Source organism: Streptomyces sp. NPDC086835, from assembly GCF_044745705.1.
In the GTDB taxonomy this organism is placed as follows: Bacteria; Actinomycetota; Actinomycetes; order Streptomycetales; family Streptomycetaceae; genus Streptomyces.
Genome location: NZ_JBIVAU010000001.1, coordinates 1251827 through 1271590, shown reverse-complemented (window position 1 = coordinate 1271590; position 19764 = coordinate 1251827). Strand labels below are relative to the sequence as shown.

Below are 19764 nucleotides of genomic sequence, written 5' to 3'. Positions count from 1 at the left end.
ATTGGCGGAGCCAACCCGCTCCGTGATGCTGCAGACCGACGGCTCCCGCGTATCGCGGGGCCGTCGGGCCTGGTCATCTTCGGCGTCACGGGCGACCTTTCGCGCAAGAAGCTGATGCCAGCCGTCTACGACCTCGCGAACCGGGGGCTCCTGCCGCCGGGCTTCTCGCTCATCGGCTTCGCCCGGCGCGAGTGGGCCCACGAGGACTTCGCGCAGGAGGTCCACGACGCGGTCGAGGAGCACGCGCGCACACCGTTCCGTGAGGAGGTCTGGCAGCAGCTCATCCAGGGGATGCGGTTCGTCCAGGGCACCTTCGACGACGACGACGCGTTCGAGCAGCTCAAGTCCACCATCGAGGACCTCGACAAGGTGCAGGGCACCGGTGGCAACTTCGCGTTCTACCTCTCCGTGCCGCCGAAGTTCTTCCCCAAGGTCGTCCAGCAGCTGAAGAAGCACGGGCTGGCGGACCAGAAGGAAGGTTCCTGGCGGCGCGCGGTCATCGAGAAGCCGTTCGGCCACGACCTGGTCTCCGCCAAGGAGCTCAACCAGGTGGTGCACGAGGTCTTTCCGCCGAACGAGGTCTTCCGCATCGACCACTACCTGGGCAAGGAGACCGTCCAGAACATCCTGGCGCTGCGGTTCGCCAACACGCTCTTCGAGCCCATCTGGAACCGGTCGTACGTCGACCATGTACAGATCACGATGGCCGAGGACATCGGCATCGGCGGCCGGGCCGGCTACTACGACGGCATCGGCGCCGCCCGTGACGTGATCCAGAACCACCTCCTCCAGCTGCTGGCGCTGACCGCGATGGAGGAGCCCGCCTCCTTCGACGCGGATGCCCTCGCGGCCGAGAAGACCAAGGTCCTCGGCGCGGTGAAGATTCCCAAGGACCTGGCGAAGAACACGGTCCGCGCGCAGTACACCGCGGGCTGGCAGGGCGGCGAGAAGGCCGTCGGTTACCTCCAGGAAGACGGCATCGACCCCCGGTCGAAGACCGACACCTACGCCGCGATCAAGCTGGAGATCGACAACCGCAGGTGGGCGGGCGTCCCCTTCTACCTGCGCACCGGCAAGCGGCTCGGTCGTCGAGTCACCGAGATCGCGGTCGTCTTCCAGCGCGCCCCGCACTCCCCGTTCGACTCCACCGCGACCGAGGAACTCGGACACAACGCCCTGGTCATCCGCGTCCAGCCGGACGAGGGCGTGACCATGCGGTTCGGCTCCAAGGTGCCGGGCACCTCGATGGAGGTCCGGGACGTCTCGATGGACTTCGCGTACGGCGAGTCGTTCACCGAGTCCAGCCCCGAGGCCTACGAGCGCCTCATCCTCGACGTGCTGCTCGGCGACTCCAACCTCTTCCCGCGGGTGGAGGAGGTCGAGCTGTCCTGGAAGATCCTCGACCCGATCGAGCAGTTCTGGGACGCGAACGGCAAGCCGGCCCAGTACACGGCCGGCACCTGGGGGCCGGACGAGGCGGACGAAATGCTCGCACGAGACGGACGGAGCTGGCGTCGGCCATGAAGATCGACCTTACGGACACCACGGCCAGCAAGATCAACAAGGCGCTGGTGCAGGGCCGCCGAGCGATCGGCACCCCGGCCGTCGGCATGGTCCTCACCCTGGTCATCGTGACCGATGAGGAGAACGCCTACGACGCACTGAAGGCCGCCAACGAGGCGTCCCGCGAGCACCCTTCGCGCACCCTCGTGGTCATCAAGCGCGTCTCACGCTCCCCGCGTGACCGGGCAAAGGCCAGGCTCGACGCCGAGGTGCGGGTGGGCGCGGACGCGGGCACCGGCGAGACGGTCGTGCTGCGCCTGTACGGCGAGGTCGTCGACCACGCCCAGTCGGTGGTGCTGCCGCTGCTGCTGCCGGACGCCCCCGTGGTCGTCTGGTGGCCGGTCAACGCGCCGACCGACCCGGCCAACGACCCGCTGGGCTCGCTCGCCCAGCGCCGGGTGACCGACACCTACGCCGCCGAGCAGCCGGTGCGTGAGCTCGCGGCCCGCGCGCAGGCGTACACCCCCGGCGACACCGACCTGTCCTGGACCCGGATCACGCCGTGGCGCTCGATGCTCGCGGCGGCGCTGGACCAGGTCACCTGCAAGGTCACCTCCGTCGAGGTGGAGGGCGAGGAGTTCAACCCGAGCTGCGAGCTGCTCGCGATGTGGCTCGCGGACCGGCTGCATGTACCGGTGAAGCGGTCCTCGTCGGCCGGGCCCGGCCTCACCTCCGTGCGGCTGGAGTCCGACTGCGGACCGATCGTGCTGGACCGGCCGGACGGATCGCTCGCCACGCTGTCCATCGAGGGCCAGCCGGACCGTGCGGTCGCGCTCAAGCGGCGCGAGACGGCCGAGCTGATCGCGGAGGAACTGCGCCGGCTCGACCCGGACGACACCTACTCGTCGGCGCTGCGGTACGGGGTGGAGCGCCTCGGTGCGGCCACGCCGGCCGCGGCGGAGTCAGCTTCGGCCCCGGCCGCGGCCGGGAAGAAGGCCGCGCCGACGGCCAAGAAGGCCACTCCCGCCAAGAAGGCGGCAGCCCAGTGACCGCCGCTCCGCAGCTCGTCGTCCACCGCGACAAGGAGCTGATGGCACAGGCGGCCGCGGCCCGGCTGATCACGAAGATCGTGGACGCACAGGCCGCGCGCGGCTCGGCCTCCGTGGTCCTCACCGGCGGCCGCAACGGCAACGGGCTGCTGGCCGCGCTCAGTTCGTCCCCGGCCAGGGACGCGATCGACTGGTCGCGGCTCGATCTTTGGTGGGGCGACGAGCGGTTCCTGCCGTCGAGCGACCCGGAGCGCAATGTCACGCAGGCGCGTGAGGCGCTGCTCGACTCCGTACCGCTGGACCCGTCGCGCGTGCACGCCATGCCCGCGTCCGACGGTCCGTACGGCTCCGACGTGGAGGCGGCTGCCGCCGCCTACGCGGCAGAACTGGCCGCGGCGTCGCGCCCCGAGGACCACGGTCCGGTACCGACGTTCGACGTCCTGATGCTGGGCGTCGGGCCCGACACGCATGTGGCGTCCCTGTTCCCCGAACTCCCGGCGGTCCGCGAGACGGAACGCACGGTCGTCGGGGTCCACGGCGCGCCCAAGCCGCCGCCCACCCGCATCTCGCTCACGCTGCCGGCGATCCGCGCGGCACGTGAGGTGTGGCTGCTCGCGGCGGGCGAGGACAAGGCGAGGGCGGCGGAGATCGCACTCTCGGGAGCGGGCGAGATCCAGGCGCCCGCCGCGGGGGCGTACGGGCGGGCGCGGACGCTGTGGCTGCTGGACGCGGCGGCGGCGTCGGAACTGCCGCGCGAGCTGTACCGCCCGGCTTCCGCGTAACGCCTGCGGCGGGCCGTTTCCGATCCGCCCGCCACCGCGCTCCGCGCGGTGTGTCCGGGGCTCTGCCCCCGGACCCCCGCGCCTCAAACGCCGGCGGGGCTGACCTCCCACGGCCGCCAGGCCGTAGGGGGAGATTGAGGGCGCGGCCGAAGGCCGTACGGGGTCCGGGGCTTGCCCCGCCACGCGGCGGAGCCGCACATCGGTACAGCGGGAAGGGGCGGGTAGGGGAAACGGCCCCCGCAGCGGAGCCGTCAGTCGCGTTGCAGGAACGGCTCCAGCAGCCCCGGCACCGCCTCCGACGCGAACGTCAGGCCCTCCCCCTCCGCGGCGTCGTAGACGCCGTACGCGCCCGCGCCCGCCGCCGTCGTGGCCGTCAGCGTGATCAGGCCGGCGCGGCGCTGGAAGACCGAGCGGCGGGCCGTCCAGCCGATCACGCCCGTCCGCTGCAGTGCGACCGTGCTGCGGCGGACGGTGCCGGAACGGGTGACGAGGTAGTCGCCGGTCATCCCGTGGCCGAGCGCCCGGTACGCGTCGAGCGCGAGGAGCACCGCGACGGGAACGGCGACCGCCGCCCAGGCGGCGGCGATCCACAGGAGCACGGGCGTGAGGAGCGCGCCGAGGAGCGCGAGGACCGCCGCGGGCAGCAGCGCAGCGCTCAGTGCCCAGCGCAGCCGCCTGCCGCGGGCGGCCCGTGGGTGGGGTGTCAGGAGGGCTTCCCTCGTCGGGGAGACGGATTCGCGGAGCACCTGCGCGGCGACCTCGTCGGCCAGCGCCCGCGGCACCGCGGGCAACAGGACGTTGATGTCGGCGTGCTTGTCCCGCTGGTCCTTGACGAGCCCGGTGGCGACCGCGTCCAGCCTCGCGGCGCCGAAGAGTCTGACGCCCAGCGGCTCGACCAGGTCGACGCCGCGCAGCCGGCGTTCCTCTATGGATATCGAGCGCGACGTGAACAGGCCCCGCCGCACCCGCAGTGTGCCGCCGGGCTCCCGTTCGAGCCGGTAGTTCCACCACATCTCGATCCAGAGCCCGAGCGCGCCGACGACACCGGCGACGAGCGCGGCGGCGGCCAAGGTGACGATCACCCATACGAGGGGCGTGTCCCTGAAGCGGTCCCCCACCCAGTCGATGACTTCGGCCTGGGCCCCGAACCACTCGCTGACCTGCATCACCGCGCCCGCGGCCGCGCCGCCGAGCAGGGGGGCGACGAAGGAGACCGGCGCGTAGCGGATCCAGGCCGGATCGAGGACGGCGAGCGCACCGTCGGGGTGGGTGGCCGCCTCGCGCGGGGTGGTCCTGGCCAGCAGTTCGAGCCGTAGCCGTTCGCCCTCCGCCCGGCTGACGGCGTCGAGTTCGAGGGTGGATTCGCCGCCGACGGCGTGTTCGCCCGTGCCGATGCGGACCTTGACGAGTCCGAGGACGCGCAGCAGCACATTGGCGGTGAGGTCGACGCTCCGGATGCGTTCGCGGGCCAGCGAGCGGCGTTTGACCAGGACCAGCCCGGTGTGGAGTTCGGCCCGCTCCGGTCCGATGCGGTAGCGGGTGCGCCGCCAGCGCACCAGGTCGGCGCCGGTGCCGGCGCCGAGGACCAGGGCCGCCCCGGCCAGTACCCAGCCGAGGGCCTTCCCCAGCGGCATGCCACCCGCGAGACCGAGGAGTGCGGGGAGCCCGGCACCGGCCGCGAAGCCGGCCAGGACCATGGCGGTCACCAGGACCGTACGCCCGTCGAGCCGCCGCCACTCCTCTTCCGGTGCGCTCATGTCGCGTCCCCGGGCGTGGCCCGGGTGATCCGGGTCAGGCTCTCCGCGAGTTCGGCGGCGACCTCGTGGTCGAGTCCCTCGATCCTCACGGCGCCCTTGGCGGAGGCGGTGGTCACCGTGACGGTGGCGAGCCTGAACGCCTGCTCGAGCGGTCCTCTGACCGTGTCCACGGTCTGGATGCGGGACATCGGCGCGATCCGCCACTCCTGCCACAGCGCCCCGGTGCGCACGTACACCGCCTCGTCGGTGACCTCCCAGCGGTGCACGCGGTACCACCAGAGGGGGAAGAACGCGGTGCAGGCGAGACCGACGACGGCGATCGCGCCTGCCGGTACCAGCAGCCAGGTGCGGGCAGGCTCGATGAAGGCGCCCAGCACGCACAGCACGAGGGCCGGTACGGCGGCGGTCAGCAGGACCTGCGTGCGCCACCAGTTGACGGCCCGTTCGTTCAGCCGGTTGTTCGGCGGCCGCAGCCGCACCGTGTTCTCCCCCGCCATCAGGTCACCGGCCGCGCAGTGTCCGGTACTTGCCGGCCAGTGTCGCGGTGGAGCTGTCGAGCTGCTCGCCGCCCTCGCCCTCGGTCAGCACCGGCTCGATCTTCTTCGCGAGGACCTTGCCGAGCTCGACTCCCCACTGGTCGAAGGAGTCGATGTTCCAGATCGCGCCCTGCACGAAGACCTTGTGCTCGTAGAGGGCGATCAACTGGCCCAGTACGGAGGGCGTGAGGTCCTCCGCGAGGATCGTCGTCGTCGGGTGGTTCCCCTTGAACGTCTTGTGCGGCACCAGTTCCTCCGCGACGCCTTCGGCCCTGACCTCCTCGGGCGTCTTGCCGAAGGCGAGGGCCTGCGTCTGGGCGAAGAAGTTGGCCATCAGCAGGTCGTGCTGCGGGACGAGTCCGGCGAGCAGGCCGGGGACCGGCTTGGCGAAGCCGATGAAGTCCGCGGGGATGACCTTCGTGCCCTGGTGGATCAGCTGGTAGTACGCGTGCTGGCCGTTGGTGCCGGGGGTGCCCCACACGACGGGGCCGGTCTGCCAGTCGACCGGATTGCCCTCACGGTCGACCGACTTGCCGTTGGACTCCATGTCGAGCTGCTGGAGGTACGCGGTGAACTTGGACAGGTAGTGCGAGTAGGGCAGCACCGCGTGCGACTGGGCGTCGAAGAACCCCCCGTACCAGACGCCGAGAAGGCCCAGCAGGAGCGGGGCGTTGGCCTCGGGGGGCGCGGTGCGGAAGTGTTCGTCGACGAGGTGGAAGCCGTCGAGCATCTCCCGGAACCGGTCGGGGCCGATCGCGATCATCAGGGACAGGCCGATCGCGGAGTCGTACGAGTACCGGCCGCCGACCCAGTCCCAGAACTCGAACATGTTGGCCGTGTCGATGCCGAAGTCGGAGACCTTCTCGGCGTTGGTCGACAGGGCCACGAAGTGCTTGGCGACCGCGTCGGGGCCGACCCGGAGGTTGGTGAGCAGCCACTCGCGGGCGGAGGTCGCGTTGGTGATCGTCTCGATGGTGGTGAAGGTCTTGGAGGCGATGATGAAGAGGGTCTCCGCCGGGTCCAGGTCCCTCACGGCCTCGTGAAGATCGGCCCCGTCGACGTTCGAGACGAAACGGAACGTCAGGTCCCGCTCGGTGTAGGAGCGAAGCACCTCGTACGCCATCGCCGGCCCGAGGTCGGAGCCGCCGATACCGATGTTGACGATGTTCCTGATGCGCTTGCCGGTGTGGCCGGTCCACTCGCCGGAGCGGATCCGCTCCGAGAAGGCGGCCATCTTGTCCAGCACCGCGTGGACGTCCGGCACGACGTTCTCGCCGTCGACCTCGATGACGGCGTCCCGCGGGGCACGCAGGGCCGTGTGCAGGACCGCGCGGTCCTCGGTGGTGTTGATCTTCTCGCCGCGGAACATGGCGTCCCGCAGCCCGGCGACGTCGGTGGCGGCGGCCAGTTCGCGCAGCAGTGCCAGCGTCTCGTCGGTGACCAGGTGCTTGGAGTAGTCCAGGTACAGATCGCCCACCTGGAGGGTGTACCTGCTGCCGCGCTCCGCGTCCGCCGCGAACAGCTCCCGCAGATGCGTCCCGCCCAACTGCTCGCGGTGCTTGCCGAGAGCGGTCCACTCGGGCATCCGGTTGAGCCTGGTCTTGCCTGCGTTCATCTCGGACATCAGCCCACTTCTTCTCGTACCTGCCTGCATGCCCCGCTGCGGTTCCAACCTAATTGATCAGGCCGGTCGGTGAGGCGTCGGCGGGGCGGCGCACGAGAAGCGGCCCGGTAAAGACAAGTCCGGCCGTCACCCTTTTCGGGTGGCGGCCGGACTCAAGAACTAGATCTCGCCCCGCAGTTTGGCGAGCGCTTCCGCGAGAATCGCCTCGCCGTCCGCGTCGCTGCGCCGCTCGCGTACGTACGCGAGGTGCGTCTTGTACGGCTCGGTGCGCGGCGGGTCCGGCGGATTGTCCCGGTCCTGGCCGGCCGGGAACCCGCACCGCGGGCAGTCCCACGTGTCGGGGACCTGTGCGTCACTGGCGAAGCTCGGCTGCGTCTCGTGCCCGTTCGAGCACCAGAAGGAGATGCGGAGGCGCGGCGCGGACTCGCCTCGCTCTGCCTCGCCCATCGGCCCCGCTCCGACCCGGCTTCCCCGGATCGCGTTGCCACTTGCCACGGTCGTAACTCCCTGCGTGATGGTGCTGCACAGCGTCTCACAGCGGCTGCGCCGCGAGTGCCCCAGTCTACGTAAGGCCCAACGCTCGTCCAGTGATTGGAGTTACACCCCAGCTCGGGACGCGGAACCGGTGGGTCAGCTGTCCAGCTTCATCAGCAGACCAAGTACGACAATGCACGCGAACCACAGCAGACCGACCACGACGGTGATGCGGTCGAGGTTCCGCTCGGCCACGGAGGAGCCGCCGACAGAGGACTGCATTCCGCCACCGAACATGTCGGAAAGACCGCCGCCCTTCCCCTTGTGCATCAGCACGAGCAACATCAGCAGCCCGCTGAAAATGATCAGGGCGATCGAGAATCCCATAACCACGGCTGGACCCTACTTCCTGGCAATTCTCTTGGACTCAATACGGACGACGGGGGCCCGGGCTCGTTGTGTGAGCCGCAGGCCCCCGCAAGGGTACGCCGGATCGGCGCTACCGCATACTCACTGGTCGCGGAACCGGACGATCTTGACGAACTCGTCCGCGTCCAGGGCGGCCCCGCCGACCAGGGCGCCGTCCACGTCGGGCTGGGCCATGATCGCGGCGACGTTGCCCGCCTTCACCGAGCCGCCGTACTGGATCCTGACCTTGTCGGCCAGCTCCTGGGAGTACAGCTCCGCGAGACGGCCGCGGATCGCACCACAGACCTCCTGCGCGTCCTCGGGGGTGGCGACCTCGCCGGTGCCGATGGCCCACACCGGCTCGTAGGCGATCACGAGGGACTCGGCCTGCTCGGCCGGGATGTCCTTCAGGCCGCCGTCGAGCTGGGCGAGCGTGTACTCGACCTGGTTGCCGGCCTTGCGGATGTCCAGACCCTCGCCGACGCACAGGATCGGGGTCAGGCCGTGCTTGAAGGCCGCCTTCACCTTGGCGTTGCAGATCTCGTCGGTCTCCGCGTGGTACTGGCGGCGCTCGGAGTGGCCCACGGCGACGAAGGTGCACTTCAGCTTGGCCAGCATCGGGCCGGAGATCTCGCCGGTGTAGGCGCCGGAGTCGTGCGCCGAGATGTCCTGGGCGCCGTACTTGATCTTCAGCTTGTCGCCGTCGACCAGGGTCTGGACGGACCGCAGGTCGGTGAAGGGCGGCAGGACGGCGACCTCTACGGCGTCGTAGTCCTTGTCGGCCAGCGCGAAAGCGAGCTTCTGGACGTGGGCGATGGCCTCGAGGTGGTTGAGGTTCATCTTCCAGTTGCCCGCCATCAGCGGGATGCGGCCCTGGTCAGTAGCAGTCATACGGGGTCAGTCCTCCAGTGCGGCAAGGCCGGGAAGCGTCTTGCCCTCGAGATATTCGAGGCTCGCTCCGCCGCCGGTCGAGATGTGGCCGAACGCCTTCTCGTCGAAGCCCAGGATCCGCACGGCCGCGGCGGAGTCGCCGCCGCCGACCACGGAGAAGGCCGGGGAGTCGACGAGCGCCTGGGCAACGGCCTTGGTGCCCTCGGCGTAGTCGGGGTGCTCGAAGACGCCCATGGGGCCGTTCCAGAAGACGGTGGCCGCGTCGGCGAGCTTCGAGGCGTACAGCTGGCGGGTCTTCGGACCGATGTCCAGACCCTCCTGGTCGGCGGGAATGGCGTCCGCGGCGACGACGGTCGGGTTGGCCGGCGCCTTGGTCTTCAGGTCCGGGAACTCGGACGAGACCAGCACGTCGACGGGGAGCACGAACTCCACACCCTTGGCCTTGGCGCGCTCCAGGTACTCGAGCACGGCCGGGACCTGGTCCTCCTGGAGCAGGGAGATGCCGACCTCGTGGCCCTGGGCCTTGAGGAAGGTGTACGCCATGCCGCCGCCGATGAGGATGCGGTCGGCCTTCTCCAGCAGGTGGTCGATGACCCCGAGCTTGTCGGAGACCTTGGCGCCGCCGAGCACGACGACGTAGGGCCGGCTGACGTCCTCCGTGAGCTTCTTGAGGACGCCGACCTCGGTGTCGATCAGGAAGCCGGCGGCGTGCGGCAGCCGGGCCGGGAGATCGAACACGGAGGCGTGCTTGCGGTGCACGGCGCCGAAGCCGTCGCCGACGTACACATCGACGAGGGCGGCGAGCTGGTCCGCGAAGACGCCGCGCTCGGCGTCGTCCTTGGAGGTCTCGCCGGCGTTGAAGCGGAGGTTCTCCAGGACGGCGACCTGGCCGTCCTCGAGGTTGGCGACGGCGACCGTGGCGGACTCACCGACGGTGTCGGTCGCGAACTCCACGTGCGTGCCGAGCAGCTCTCCGAGCCGGGCGGCGGCGGGGGCCAGCGAGAAGGCGGGGTCCGGAGCGCCCTTGGGGCGCCCCAGGTGCGAGGCGACGACGACCCGGGCCCCGGCCTCCGCGAGCTTCGCGATGGTCGGCTGCACGGCCCGGATGCGGCCGTCGTCGGTGATGGTCGTGCCGTCGAGCGGCACGTTGAGGTCGGCGCGGACGAATACCCGCTTGCCCGCGACCCCGTCGGCCAGCAACTGGTCGATGGTCTTCATGTTTTACGGCTCCTCGGAGGGCTGCACGCGCGACAGGGCTCGAACGGCGCCACTTTGCGCTGCCCGAGCCCTGTTGCTCACATCTTTGTGCTCTCGTTGCAGATCAGGTGCAGATCAGATCAGACGCTGCTGATCAGAGCTGGTTGCCCACGAAGACCGTAAGGTCCACGAGGCGGTTGGAGTAGCCCCACTCGTTGTCGTACCAGCCGAGGATCTTCACCGACTTGCCCTCCTGGACCATGGTCAGCGAGGAGTCGAAGGTGCAGGACGCGGCGTCGCCGACGATGTCCGAGGACACGATCGGGTCCTCCGTGTAGAAGAGGACACCCTTCAGGTCGCCGTCCTCGGAGGCCTTCTTGAACGCGGCGTTGACCTCGTCCTTGGTGACCTCACGCTCGAGCTCGACAACCAGGTCGGTGGCCGAACCGGTGGGGACCGGGACGCGCATCGCGATGCCGTCCAGCTTGCCCTTCAGCTTCGGCAGGACCAGGGCGGTGGCCTTGGCGGCACCGGTGGTCGTCGGGATGATGTTCTCCGCGGCGGCGCGGGCGCGACGCAGGTCGGAGTGCGGGAAGTCCAGGATCCGCTGGTCGTTGGTGTAGGCGTGGACCGTGGTCATCAGACCCTTGACGATGCCGAAGTTCTCGTCCAGAACCTTGGCCATCGGCGCCACACAGTTGGTGGTGCAGGAGGCGTTGGAGATGACGTGGTGGTTGGCGGCGTCGTACTTGTCCTGGTTGACGCCCATCACGATGGTGATGTCCTCGTCCTTGGCCGGAGCCGAGATGAGGACCTTCTTGGCGCCGCCGGCGATGTGCTTCTCGGCGTCGGCCTTCTTGGTGAAGATGCCCGTCGACTCGATGACGATGTCGACGCCCAGCTCGCCCCACGGAATGTCGGCGGGGTTGCGCTCGGAGAGCACCTTGATGGTGTGGCCGTCGACCGTGATGGTGTCGGCGGTGTGGCTCACCTCGGCCTTGAGACGACCGAGGATGGTGTCGTACTTCAGCAGGTGGGCCGTGGTCGCAGTGTCACCCAGGTCGTTGACAGCCACGATCTCGATCTCCGCACCCTGCTCCAGCAGCGCGCGGAAGTAGTTACGACCGATGCGGCCAAAGCCGTTGATGCCTACGCGGATCGTCACGAACCGATCTCCTCGTTGGTACGCCGGTTTTCGACGCCGGCGAGTTGTATGGGATGTCCCCGACCGCCTACGACCCTACCCCCCTGAAGGCCCCGTAGTGACATCGAGATGCAGTGTCTGGGACACGGTGGCCCGTACCCGCCAGTAGGAATTTCGGCCACCGTGTCCCGCACCGGATCGCGGGGCGTTCACAGCCTCGCCCCGCGCCCGGTCGCGGCTCTTCTCAGCGCCGCAGCGCCCTGAGTGCCGTGGCGACGATCCGCTCACGGTCGGACGCCGTTCGCACATGCTCGAGGCCGAAACCGATCAGCACACTGTCGCGCGTGCTCACCGCCGACGCGGACGGATACAGGTCCTGGCTGCGCTCCCAGTTCCCCCTCAGGGCGGGGCTGCCCTCGGGCGGACCGGCGGCCGACCACGGCTCCAGCGAGGCCTCGAACCCCTCGACGGGCTGCTCCACGCCGCCGGTGACGAGCCGGGTGTCGTCGACGAAGACACCGCGGCCGCCTTCGCTCGGGTCGGTGACATAGGAGACGGAGACCTCGATCCGCTTGCCCGCGTATGCGCTCAGGTCGAAGGAGGCCGCCCGCCAGCCGTCGGACGCCCCGGTGAAGGAGTTCCACGTGCCGGTGGCGCCGCTCGCCGTGCACGCGTCCTCGCCGAGAGTGAGGTAGTGCCGCAGGAAGGGGTGCTGATCGATGTAGAAGCCGCCGTCGCACTGGGCCGGGACCTCGGTGGAGGTGCCGCCGCCGGCGTCGGGAAGCGTCGTCCAGTCGTCCTGGCCGACGGTGTGGACCTCGACGACGGCGTTGTCGTAGCCGGGCTCCGTGTCGAAGCTCAGCCGCATGTCCAGGGTGGGCCGGTCGGCGGCCGCCGTGCCGGTCAGGTCGATCGTGCGGGACAGCCGCGCCCACGAGGAGTTGCGGTGGGTGACCGCCGCGTACCACTCACCGCCGTACGGCGAGAACGGCATCCTGGCGCCCGGGTAGTCACCCGCGGCGGCGCTGTCGAACTGCGGGAACTCGTCCGGCGGCAGAGTGTCCGAGGTGATCGTGTAGGCCCCGGCCGCGTCCAGCGGGTTGCCCGGCGCGCCTGTGAGGGTGCCGGAGGCGCCGGTGAGGCGTCCCGCGCCGAGGAAGCCGGTCACCCCGGCGAGCGAGGCCCGTCCGGAGGCCCCGAGGTAGTACTGCGAGAAGTCGTCGCTCAGCGCCCCGCCGAGGTCGGCGTCACCGCCGGCGCGTTCGCCCATGGAGACGAGCTTTCCGCCCTCGTTGAGGTAGGCGCGCACGGCCTGCGTGGTGGCCCAGGACGGCTCGGCCGCGCCCGAGTACCACAGGACGGTCCTGAAGTGGCCGAGGACCGCGAGCGGGTGCGGGGCGCCCTGCGTGGCGACGTCCCAGACGGCACTGCGGTGGCCGTTGGCGGCGAGGGCGCGGGTGTAGGCGGCGGTGTGCGCGGCGGCGGTCGTGCCGCCCTCTTCCGCGATCACCAGCGTGTCACCGCGCGGCCGTTGGGCGACGGTGTACGTGAAGTGCTCGCTGGCGGTGCGTTCACCGCTCCTGGTCCTGCCGGTGAACCACACCTCGACCCGGTCGCCCGGCTCGGCGCCCTCGACCTTCGCACGGTACTCGTCGAAGTGGAGGTTGTCCTCGCCTCCGAACCGCTCGCCGCCCTTCCAGGGGCGCAGCTCCTCGTCGTGCGTGCGGCCGCCGTTGATGCGGTAGTTGAGCTCCTTGTCGCGCAGCGACCTGCGGGCGGTGACGGAGACCTCCTGGTCCTCGCCCCGCGCGTAGGAGGTGGCGAAGGTGTCGGGCGTGAAGTCCGCGGCGCGGAGGCCCAGCACGGACGACGGCTGGTCGGGGTGGGCCGCCGTCTCCGCGACGGAGAGCGCGAAGGGGACGTTCTTGGCGAACTCCTGCTGGATCAGTTCCTCGTCGTCGGGGAAGGTGAAGATGGACGCGCAGTCCGCGGCGTTCCACTCGTCGTCGGGGTCGACGCGCGAGGCGGTGGCGCAGGTCGACATCTCGGGGGTGTACATCATCATCCCGTTGACGTTGGCCGCATGGCCGTCGGCCTCGCCGTTGGTGGTGTAGAGCTCGGAGGAGAGCTGGGGCCGGTAGCCGGGGATCGCGGAGTTGCCCGGCGTGCCCGCGAGGGCCTCGTAGAGGACGTCGTCGGGGGTCGGCGTGGCGACCTGCCAGCCGACTCCGTACAGCAGCAGTTGGGCGGCGGAGTGGTAGTTGATGCCGTACTGGAAGCCGATGCGCTTCTGGAAGCGGTCGATGGCCTTGGTCTCGGGCTCGGATCCGGGGCCGGTGCCGCGGTAGGTCTCGTCGAACGGGTCGGGTGAGGACCCCTCGTTGTCGTAGCCCCACTTGTAGGCGAAGTTGCGGTTGAGGTCGACGCCGTCGCCCGCGGTGATCCGCCCGTCGCCGTTGTTGTCGCGGAGGTTCTTGCGCCACTGACGCTCTTCGGTCCCGGTGAACGTGTGGTCGTAACCGTCGGGGTTGGCCGACAGGACGAACCACAGCTCGGTGGAGTCGACGATCTTCGTGATCTTCGGGTCCTTGCCGTAGCCGTCGAGGTAGTGGTGCATCAGCCGCCGGGTCATCTCCGGGGTGATCCACTCTCGGGCGTGCTGGTTGGACATGTAGAGCGTGGCGGGCCTGGAGCCGTCGCGGTACCTGTCCGCGCCCTTGGAGACCTTGAGGGCGAGGATGTCCTGACCCTTGACGGTCCGGCCGATGCTCACGACCTTGGTGAGGGCCGGATGGGCCCTGGCGGTGTCGAGGATCTCCTCCTTGAGGCCGCCTTCGCCGCCGTACGGGCGGAAGACACCGTCGCCTGCGGCGGCGAGGCGCCTCTGCGCCTTGGCGGACAGGGTGTGCTCGGTGATGTCGACGCCCTGCTCACGCAGTTCGCCGGCCTGCCGCTGGGTGAGGTGGAGCTCGATGGTGGCGGAGCCCTTGTCCGGGATCTGCTCGCCCAGCTCATGGCCGTCGGTGCCCGCCGCGAGGATCAGCGGCACCTGATCCTTGCTCACTTCCGCATGCCATACGGCGAGTTCCTCGCCGTTCCCGCCCCCGGAGTCGGCCTGCGCGATCGGCGCTGCCGACACTCCTGCGACCAGGAGTGCGGCAGCGGCGAGGATCGATCTCGCTCTGCGTCTCATAAGCCCCCCTTGCTGTTGTCTGCCAGGAAAGTGCTCGTGTCCGCCGTGATGACGGGCATGCGACAGGCTCATGACTCCCCATGATCATGTCAATAGGGCCACACCGGCCCACGCGGGCTTGGAAACGACACTGCCGACGCCTCAAGAGGCGTCGGCAGTAAAGCTGTCGAGCTACATGCCAGGAGCGTCAGCCGACCAGACCGTCGGCCATCTCCTCCGTCAGATTCGACTCCGTACCCGGGATACCCAGGTCCTGGGCGCGCTTGTCCGCCATCGCCAGCAGGCGGCGGATCCGGCCCGCGACCGCGTCCTTCGTCAGCGGCGGGTCGGCGAGCGCCCCCAACTCCTCCAGCGAGGCCTGCTTGTGCTCCATGCGCAGCCGGCCCGCCGCCGCGAGATGCTCGGGCACCTCCTCGCCGAGGATCTCCAGAGCACGCTGCACCCGGGCACCCGCCGCCACGGCGGCACGGGCGGAGCGGCGCAGATTGGCGTCGTCGAAATTGGCCAGGCGGTTGGCGGTGGCGCGCACCTCGCGCCGCATCCGCCGCTCCTCCCAGGCCAGCACCGACTCGTGCGCCCCGAGCCGCGTCAACAGCGCGCCGATCGCATCACCGTCACGGACGACCACCCGGTCCACGCCCCGCACCTCGCGCGCCTTCGCGGCGATCGAGAGCCGACGGGCGGCGCCCACCAGCGCGAGGGCCGCCTCCGGCCCCGGGCAGGTGACCTCCAGGGAGGAAGACCGGCCGGGCTCGGTCAGCGAACCGTGCGCCAGGAAGGCGCCCCGCCAGGCGGCCTCCGCGTCACACGTCGCACCCGAGACCACCTGGGGCGGCAGACCCCTGATCGGGCGCCCCCGGCCGTCGACCAGACCCGTCTGGCGGGCCAGCTGGTCACCGCCCGCCACCACCCGTACGACGAATCGGGAGCCGCGGCGCAGACCGCCGGGAGCCATGACCATCAGCTCCGAGCTGTGACCGAAGATCTCCAGGATGTCCCGTTTGAGCCGGCGCGCGGCGATGCCGGTGTCCAGCTCCGCCTCGATCACGATGCGGCCGCTCACCAGGTGCAGACCGCCTGCGAACCGCAGGATGGCCGAGACCTCCGCTTTTCTGCAGCAGGTCCGGGTGACGGGGAGCCGGGAGATCTCGTCCTTCACCGCTGCCGTCATCGCCATGGGCCGATCCTTCCATGCATCCGAAAAATACGGTCGTACGCGGCGGCCAACAGCTCCGGGTCGTGCTTCGGAAGTCCGTCGGGAGAGGCCACCGGAGCCAGCTCGACCGCGGCGCCCAGCCGCTTGGCGGCGTCGGCGAGGGACTCGCGGTCGGGCACTGCGGCCTCGTCGGCCAGCACCACGTCCAGGGCGAGTTTAGGCGCGTGTCGTCCCAAAACCTCCAAATGACGCTGCGGGGAGAAGCCCTCAGTTTCTCCGGGCTGGGGGGCGAGATTGAGCGAGAGCACCCGGCGGGCCTTGGTCTGAACGAGCGCGTCGAGCAGCTCGGGCACGAGAAGGTGCGGAATGACCGAGGAGAACCAGGAGCCGGGACCGAGGACGACCCAGTCGGCGTCCAGCACGGCCGCCACGGCCTCCGGAACGGCCGGCGGGTCGTTCGGCACGAGATGCACGGACTGCACCTCACCGGGCGTGAGCGCCACGGTCGCCTGGCCGCGCACGGTGTCCAGGTCGTCCGGGCGGCTCGGGTCGTGCCCGCGCACCAGCGCCTGGAGCTCGAGCGGCACGGCCGACATGGGCAGCACCCGCCCGTGCGCGCCGAGCAGCTTGCCGACCAGGTCCAGCGCCTGGACATGGTCGCCGAACTGCTCCCACAGCGCCACGATCAGCAGATTGCCGACCGCGTGCTCGTGCAGCTCGCCCTGGGACTGGAAACGGTGCTGGATGACCCGCGCCCAGGTCTGCCCCCAGTCGTCGTCGCCGCACAGCGCCGCCAGGGCTTTACGCAGGTCGCCGGGCGGCAGCACACCGAGCTCCTCACGGAGCCGGCCGCTGGAACCGCCGTCGTCGGCGACGGTGACGACCGCCGTGAGGTCGCCGGTGATACGGCGCAGGGCCGTGAGGGAGGCGGACAGCCCCATCCCGCCGCCGAGGGCGACGACCTTGGGCTGGGCTCCGCGCTTCCGGGCCGACGGCGTGCGCGTGGTTCTGCGCAGCCGCCGCAGCCGGAGGTTGCGTCCGGTCACTCGCGCCCCAGGTCCCGGTGGACGACGACGGTCTCGACACCGGCGGCGGACAGACGGGCGGCGAGCTTCTCCGAGGTGGCGACAGAGCGGTGCTTGCCGCCGGTGCAGCCGACGGCGACGGTCACATAGCGCTTGCCCTCGCGGCGGTACCCGGCGGCGATCAGCTGGAGCAGCTCGGTGTAGCGGTCGAGGAACTCCTTGGCGCCGGGCTGGTTGAAGACGTAGTTCGACACCTCTTCGTTCAGTCCGGTGAAGGGACGCAGCTCCGGCACCCAGTGCGGGTTCGGCAGGAAGCGCATGTCGACGACGAGGTCCGCGTCGACGGGCAGGCCGTACTTGAAGCCGAACGACATCACCGTGGCCCGCAGCTCGGGCTTCTCGTCGCCCGCGAACTGGGCGTCCATCTTGGCGCGCAGCTCGTGGACGTTCAGGCCGGAGGTGTCGATCACCAGGTCGGCGTCGCCGCGCAGCTCCCGCAGCAGGTCGCGCTCGGCCGCGATGCCGTCGACGATCCGGCCGTCGCCCTGCAGCGGGTGCGGGCGCCGGACCGACTCGAAACGGCGCACCAGGGCGTCGTCCGAGGACTCGAGGAAGACGATCCGGCGGGTGACCTGCTTGGCGTCCAGGTCGGCCAGGGACTCGCGGAGGTTGTCGAAGAAGCGCCGGCCGCGTACGTCGACGACGACCGCGATCCGGGCCACGTTGCCCTGGGAGCGGGCGCCGAGCTCCACCATCGTGGGGATCAGCGCGGGCGGCAGGTTGTCGACGACGAACCAGCCGAGGTCCTCCAGGCACTTGGCGGCCGTACTGCGGCCCGCGCCCGACATACCGGAGATGATCACCAGCTCCGGGATGGCCACGTCCGCCGTGGTCTCACGGGGCTCGGTGCCGTTGCCCGTACTCACGTCTGCTGCTCCGTCTCCGTCGTGCTCAGTCATGTCGTGCTGCCCCCGTCGCTCTCTTCAATGATCTCTCCTGTCGCGGTGTTCACGGCCGGCGCGGGCGCAGCCGCCTGCGCCAGCGCCACCACGACCGACTCGGCGGTCTTGCGGCCCATGCCGGGAACCTCGCAGATCTGCTCGATTGTCGCCTGCCGCAGACGCTTGACCGAGCCGAAATGCTTGATCAGGGCCTGCTTCCTGGTCTCCCCCAGACCGGGGACCGCGTCCAGGGGGCTGGTCCTGATGCGCTTGGACCGCTTGGAGCGCTGATAGCGGATGGCGAAGTCGTGAGCCGTGTCACGCACCCGCTGGAGGAGATACAGGCCCTCGCTCGAACGCGGCAGGACCACGGGATCGTCCTCCTGCGGCAGCCAGACCTCCTCGAGCCGCTTGGCGAGACCGCAGACCGCGACGTCGTCGATCCCGAGCTCGTCCAGGGCGCGCTTGGCCGCGGCGACCTGCGGCTGCCCGCCGTCGACGACGACCAGCTGCGGCGGGTACGCGAACTTCTTGGGCCGGCCGTCCTCCTCCAGCGCCTCGTGCGCCGGGTCGTCGCCGCCGATCCACTCGCCGGTGCGGTCCTTCTCCGCGAGATACCGCTTGAAACGCCGGGTGATCACCTCGTGCATGGACCGGACGTCGTCCTGCCCCTCGAAGCCCTTGATCTGGAAGCGGCGGTACTCGCTCTTGCGGGCGAGGCCGTCCTCGAAGACGACCATGGACGCCACCACGTCCTCACCCTGGAGGTGCGAGATGTCGAAACACTCGATACGCAGCGGGGCCGAGTCCAGGCCGAGCGCCTCGGCGATCTCCTCCAGGGCGCGGGAGCGGGTGGTCAGATCACTGGCGCGCTTGGTCTTGTGCAGCCCGAGGGCCTGGAGCGCGTTGCGCTCGACGGTCTCCATCAGGGCCTTCTTGTCGCCGCGCTGCGGGACGCGCAGGGAGACGGCCGCGCCGCGCCGGCCGGTCAGCCACTCGGTGACGGCGTCCGTGTCCTCCGGCAGAGCGGGGACCAGGACCTCCTTGGGGACGGCGTCGCCACTCTCCTCGCCGTACAGCTGCTGGAGCGCGTGCTCGACCAGGCCTGCCGTGTCCACGTTCTCGACCTTGTCGGTGACCCAGCCGCGCTGGCCGCGGACGCGGCCGCCGCGGACGTGGAAGATCTGCACCGCGGCCTCCAGCTCGTCCTCCGCGAGCGCGATGAGGTCGGCGTCGGTCGCGTCGGCCAGCACCACCGCGTTCTTCTCGAGGGCGCGCTTGAGGGCCTCTATGTCGTCGCGCAGCCGGGCGGCCTTCTCGTACTCCATCTCCTCGGCGGCGGCCATCATCTGCTTCTCGAGGCGGCGGATGTACGTGCCGGTGCGGCCGGCCATGAAGTCGCAGAACTCCTCGGCCAGTTCGCGGTGCTCCTCGGGCGTGACGCGGCCCACGCAGGGCGCGGAGCACTTGCCGATGTAACCGAGCAGACAGGGGCGGCCCTTTTGGACGTGGTTGCGGAAGACGCCCGCGGAGCAGGTGCGCACGGGGAAGACGCGCAGCATCAGGTCGACGGTCTCGCGGATGGCCCAGGCTTGCCCGTAAGGACCGAAGTACCGCACGCCCTTGCGCTTGGCGCCCCGCATGACCTGCACCCTCGGGAACTCCTCGTTGAGGGTGACCGCCAGATACGGGTAGCTCTTGTCGTCGCGGTACTTGACGTTGAACCGGGGGTCGTACTCCTTGATCCAGGAGTACTCCAGCTGAAGCGCCTCCACCTCGGTGGAGACGACCGTCCACTCGACGGAGGCCGCGGTGGTGACCATGGTGCGGGTACGCGGGTGCAGATTCGCCAGGTCCTGGAAATAGCTGGCGAGGCGCTGGCGCAGACTCTTGGCCTTGCCGACGTAGATCACCCGGCGGTGCTCGTCACGGAAGCGGTAGACCCCCGGCGAGTCGGGGATCTGTCCCGGCTTGGGGCGGTAGCTGGAGGGGTCGGCCATGCCGTCCACCCTACTGGCGGACAGTGACAGCCCGGCCACTACCGTCAGGGACCTGATCACCCCTTCTTCTCCCGCCACGGCGGG

The 19764-nt window shown here is 70.1% G+C and carries 16 protein-coding genes; 3 read left to right on the top strand and 13 right to left on the bottom strand.

Annotated features, from left to right (window positions below; all coding sequences use genetic code 11):
- The 3 genes from zwf to pgl are packed head-to-tail and all read left to right on the top strand — an operon-like array spanning position 1 to position 3334.
- On the top strand, positions 1 to 1524 hold the full coding sequence (gene zwf / locus ACIPJI_RS05815; RefSeq protein WP_373465399.1) for a glucose-6-phosphate dehydrogenase: 1524 nt from the start codon (positions 1 to 3) through the stop codon (positions 1522 to 1524).
- A complete protein-coding gene (gene opcA, locus ACIPJI_RS05810; RefSeq protein WP_356624008.1) occupies positions 1521 to 2552 on the top strand; it encodes a glucose-6-phosphate dehydrogenase assembly protein OpcA in 1032 nt (343 codons plus the stop codon). The genes zwf and opcA overlap by 4 nt, the downstream gene beginning before the upstream one ends.
- Complete coding sequence (pgl, locus tag ACIPJI_RS05805; RefSeq protein ID WP_356624006.1) at positions 2549 to 3334, top strand: 6-phosphogluconolactonase; 786 nt, start codon at positions 2549 to 2551, stop codon at positions 3332 to 3334. The genes opcA and pgl overlap by 4 nt, the downstream gene beginning before the upstream one ends.
- A gap of 251 nt (positions 3335 to 3585) precedes the next feature.
- Here the strand turns inward: pgl and ACIPJI_RS05800 are convergent, their stop codons facing one another.
- From ACIPJI_RS05800 to uvrC, 13 genes are all read right to left on the bottom strand, one after another.
- A complete protein-coding gene (locus ACIPJI_RS05800) occupies positions 3586 to 5091 on the bottom strand; it encodes a PH domain-containing protein (RefSeq protein ID WP_356624004.1) in 1506 nt (501 codons plus the stop codon).
- Complete coding sequence (locus ACIPJI_RS05795) at positions 5088 to 5588, bottom strand: PH domain-containing protein (RefSeq protein WP_307705782.1); 501 nt, start codon at positions 5586 to 5588, stop codon at positions 5088 to 5090. The genes ACIPJI_RS05800 and ACIPJI_RS05795 overlap by 4 nt, the downstream gene beginning before the upstream one ends.
- A gap of 4 nt (positions 5589 to 5592) precedes the next feature.
- The gene (pgi, locus tag ACIPJI_RS05790) at positions 5593 to 7242 is read right to left on the bottom strand and encodes a glucose-6-phosphate isomerase (RefSeq protein ID WP_307710316.1); all 1650 of its coding nucleotides are present in this window, start codon (positions 7240 to 7242) and stop codon (positions 5593 to 5595) included.
- 168 nt (positions 7243 to 7410) lie between these two features.
- Positions 7411 to 7746, bottom strand: a complete 336-nt coding sequence (locus tag ACIPJI_RS05785; RefSeq protein ID WP_003957010.1) for an RNA polymerase-binding protein RbpA — start codon at positions 7744 to 7746, stop codon at positions 7411 to 7413.
- Between the two features lie 135 nt (positions 7747 to 7881).
- Entirely contained in the window at positions 7882 to 8112 is a 231-nt protein-coding gene (gene secG, locus ACIPJI_RS05780; protein WP_005318972.1) for a preprotein translocase subunit SecG, read from the bottom strand.
- A 123-nt stretch (positions 8113 to 8235) separates the two neighbouring features.
- On the bottom strand, positions 8236 to 9024 hold the full coding sequence (gene tpiA, locus ACIPJI_RS05775) for a triose-phosphate isomerase (protein WP_307705783.1): 789 nt from the start codon (positions 9022 to 9024) through the stop codon (positions 8236 to 8238).
- Positions 9025 to 9030: 6 nt separating this feature from the next.
- A complete protein-coding gene (locus ACIPJI_RS05770; RefSeq protein WP_356624002.1) occupies positions 9031 to 10242 on the bottom strand; it encodes a phosphoglycerate kinase in 1212 nt (403 codons plus the stop codon).
- Positions 10243 to 10375: 133 nt separating this feature from the next.
- Positions 10376 to 11386: a type I glyceraldehyde-3-phosphate dehydrogenase gene (gene gap / locus ACIPJI_RS05765; protein WP_307705785.1), complete on the bottom strand. Its 1011-nt coding sequence runs from the start codon at positions 11384 to 11386 to the stop codon at positions 10376 to 10378.
- A 223-nt stretch (positions 11387 to 11609) separates the two neighbouring features.
- Positions 11610 to 14558, bottom strand: coding sequence for a M14 family zinc carboxypeptidase (locus tag ACIPJI_RS05760; protein ID WP_402244639.1), 2949 nt, complete (start codon positions 14556 to 14558; stop codon positions 11610 to 11612).
- Between the two features lie 187 nt (positions 14559 to 14745).
- Entirely contained in the window at positions 14746 to 15735 is a 990-nt protein-coding gene (gene whiA / locus ACIPJI_RS05755) for a DNA-binding protein WhiA (protein WP_005318962.1), read from the bottom strand.
- Positions 15726 to 16760 carry a uridine diphosphate-N-acetylglucosamine-binding protein YvcK gene (gene yvcK, locus ACIPJI_RS05750; protein WP_307705787.1) on the bottom strand — a complete coding sequence of 345 codons (1035 nt, stop codon included), beginning with the start codon at positions 16758 to 16760 and terminating at the stop codon, positions 15726 to 15728. Before yvcK ends, whiA begins: the two co-directional genes overlap by 10 nt.
- On the bottom strand, positions 16757 to 17698 hold the full coding sequence (rapZ, locus tag ACIPJI_RS05745) for an RNase adapter RapZ (RefSeq protein ID WP_402244637.1): 942 nt from the start codon (positions 17696 to 17698) through the stop codon (positions 16757 to 16759). The genes yvcK and rapZ overlap by 4 nt, the downstream gene beginning before the upstream one ends.
- Positions 17695 to 19680 (bottom strand): excinuclease ABC subunit UvrC, encoded by a 1986-nt coding sequence (gene uvrC, locus ACIPJI_RS05740; RefSeq protein WP_356623995.1) that lies wholly within the window; start codon positions 19678 to 19680, stop codon positions 17695 to 17697. Before uvrC ends, rapZ begins: the two co-directional genes overlap by 4 nt.
- Positions 19681 to 19764: the final 84 nt, after the last annotated feature.

Bases quoted from the DNA above. Each gene is read 5' to 3' on its own strand.
- ACIPJI_RS05795 (WP_307705782.1), bottom strand. From the start codon at position 5,588: ATGGCGGGGGAGAACACGGTGCGGCTGCGGCCGCCGAACAACCGGCTG.
- uvrC (WP_356623995.1), bottom strand. From the start codon at position 19,680: ATGGCCGACCCCTCCAGCTACCGCCCCAAGCCGGGACAGATCCCCGAC.
- secG (WP_005318972.1), bottom strand. From the start codon at position 8,112: ATGGGATTCTCGATCGCCCTGATCATTTTCAGCGGGCTGCTGATGTTG.
- pgi (WP_307710316.1), bottom strand. From the start codon at position 7,242: ATGAACGCAGGCAAGACCAGGCTCAACCGGATGCCCGAGTGGACCGCT.
- ACIPJI_RS05760 (WP_402244639.1), bottom strand. From the start codon at position 14,558: ATGAGACGCAGAGCGAGATCGATCCTCGCCGCTGCCGCACTCCTGGTC.
- tpiA (WP_307705783.1), bottom strand. From the start codon at position 9,024: ATGACTGCTACTGACCAGGGCCGCATCCCGCTGATGGCGGGCAACTGG.
- ACIPJI_RS05770 (WP_356624002.1), bottom strand. From the start codon at position 10,242: ATGAAGACCATCGACCAGTTGCTGGCCGACGGGGTCGCGGGCAAGCGG.
- rapZ (WP_402244637.1), bottom strand. From the start codon at position 17,698: ATGACTGAGCACGACGGAGACGGAGCAGCAGACGTGAGTACGGGCAAC.
- opcA (WP_356624008.1), top strand. From the start codon at position 1,521: ATGAAGATCGACCTTACGGACACCACGGCCAGCAAGATCAACAAGGCG.
- ACIPJI_RS05800 (WP_356624004.1), bottom strand. From the start codon at position 5,091: ATGAGCGCACCGGAAGAGGAGTGGCGGCGGCTCGACGGGCGTACGGTC.
- whiA (WP_005318962.1), bottom strand. From the start codon at position 15,735: ATGGCGATGACGGCAGCGGTGAAGGACGAGATCTCCCGGCTCCCCGTC.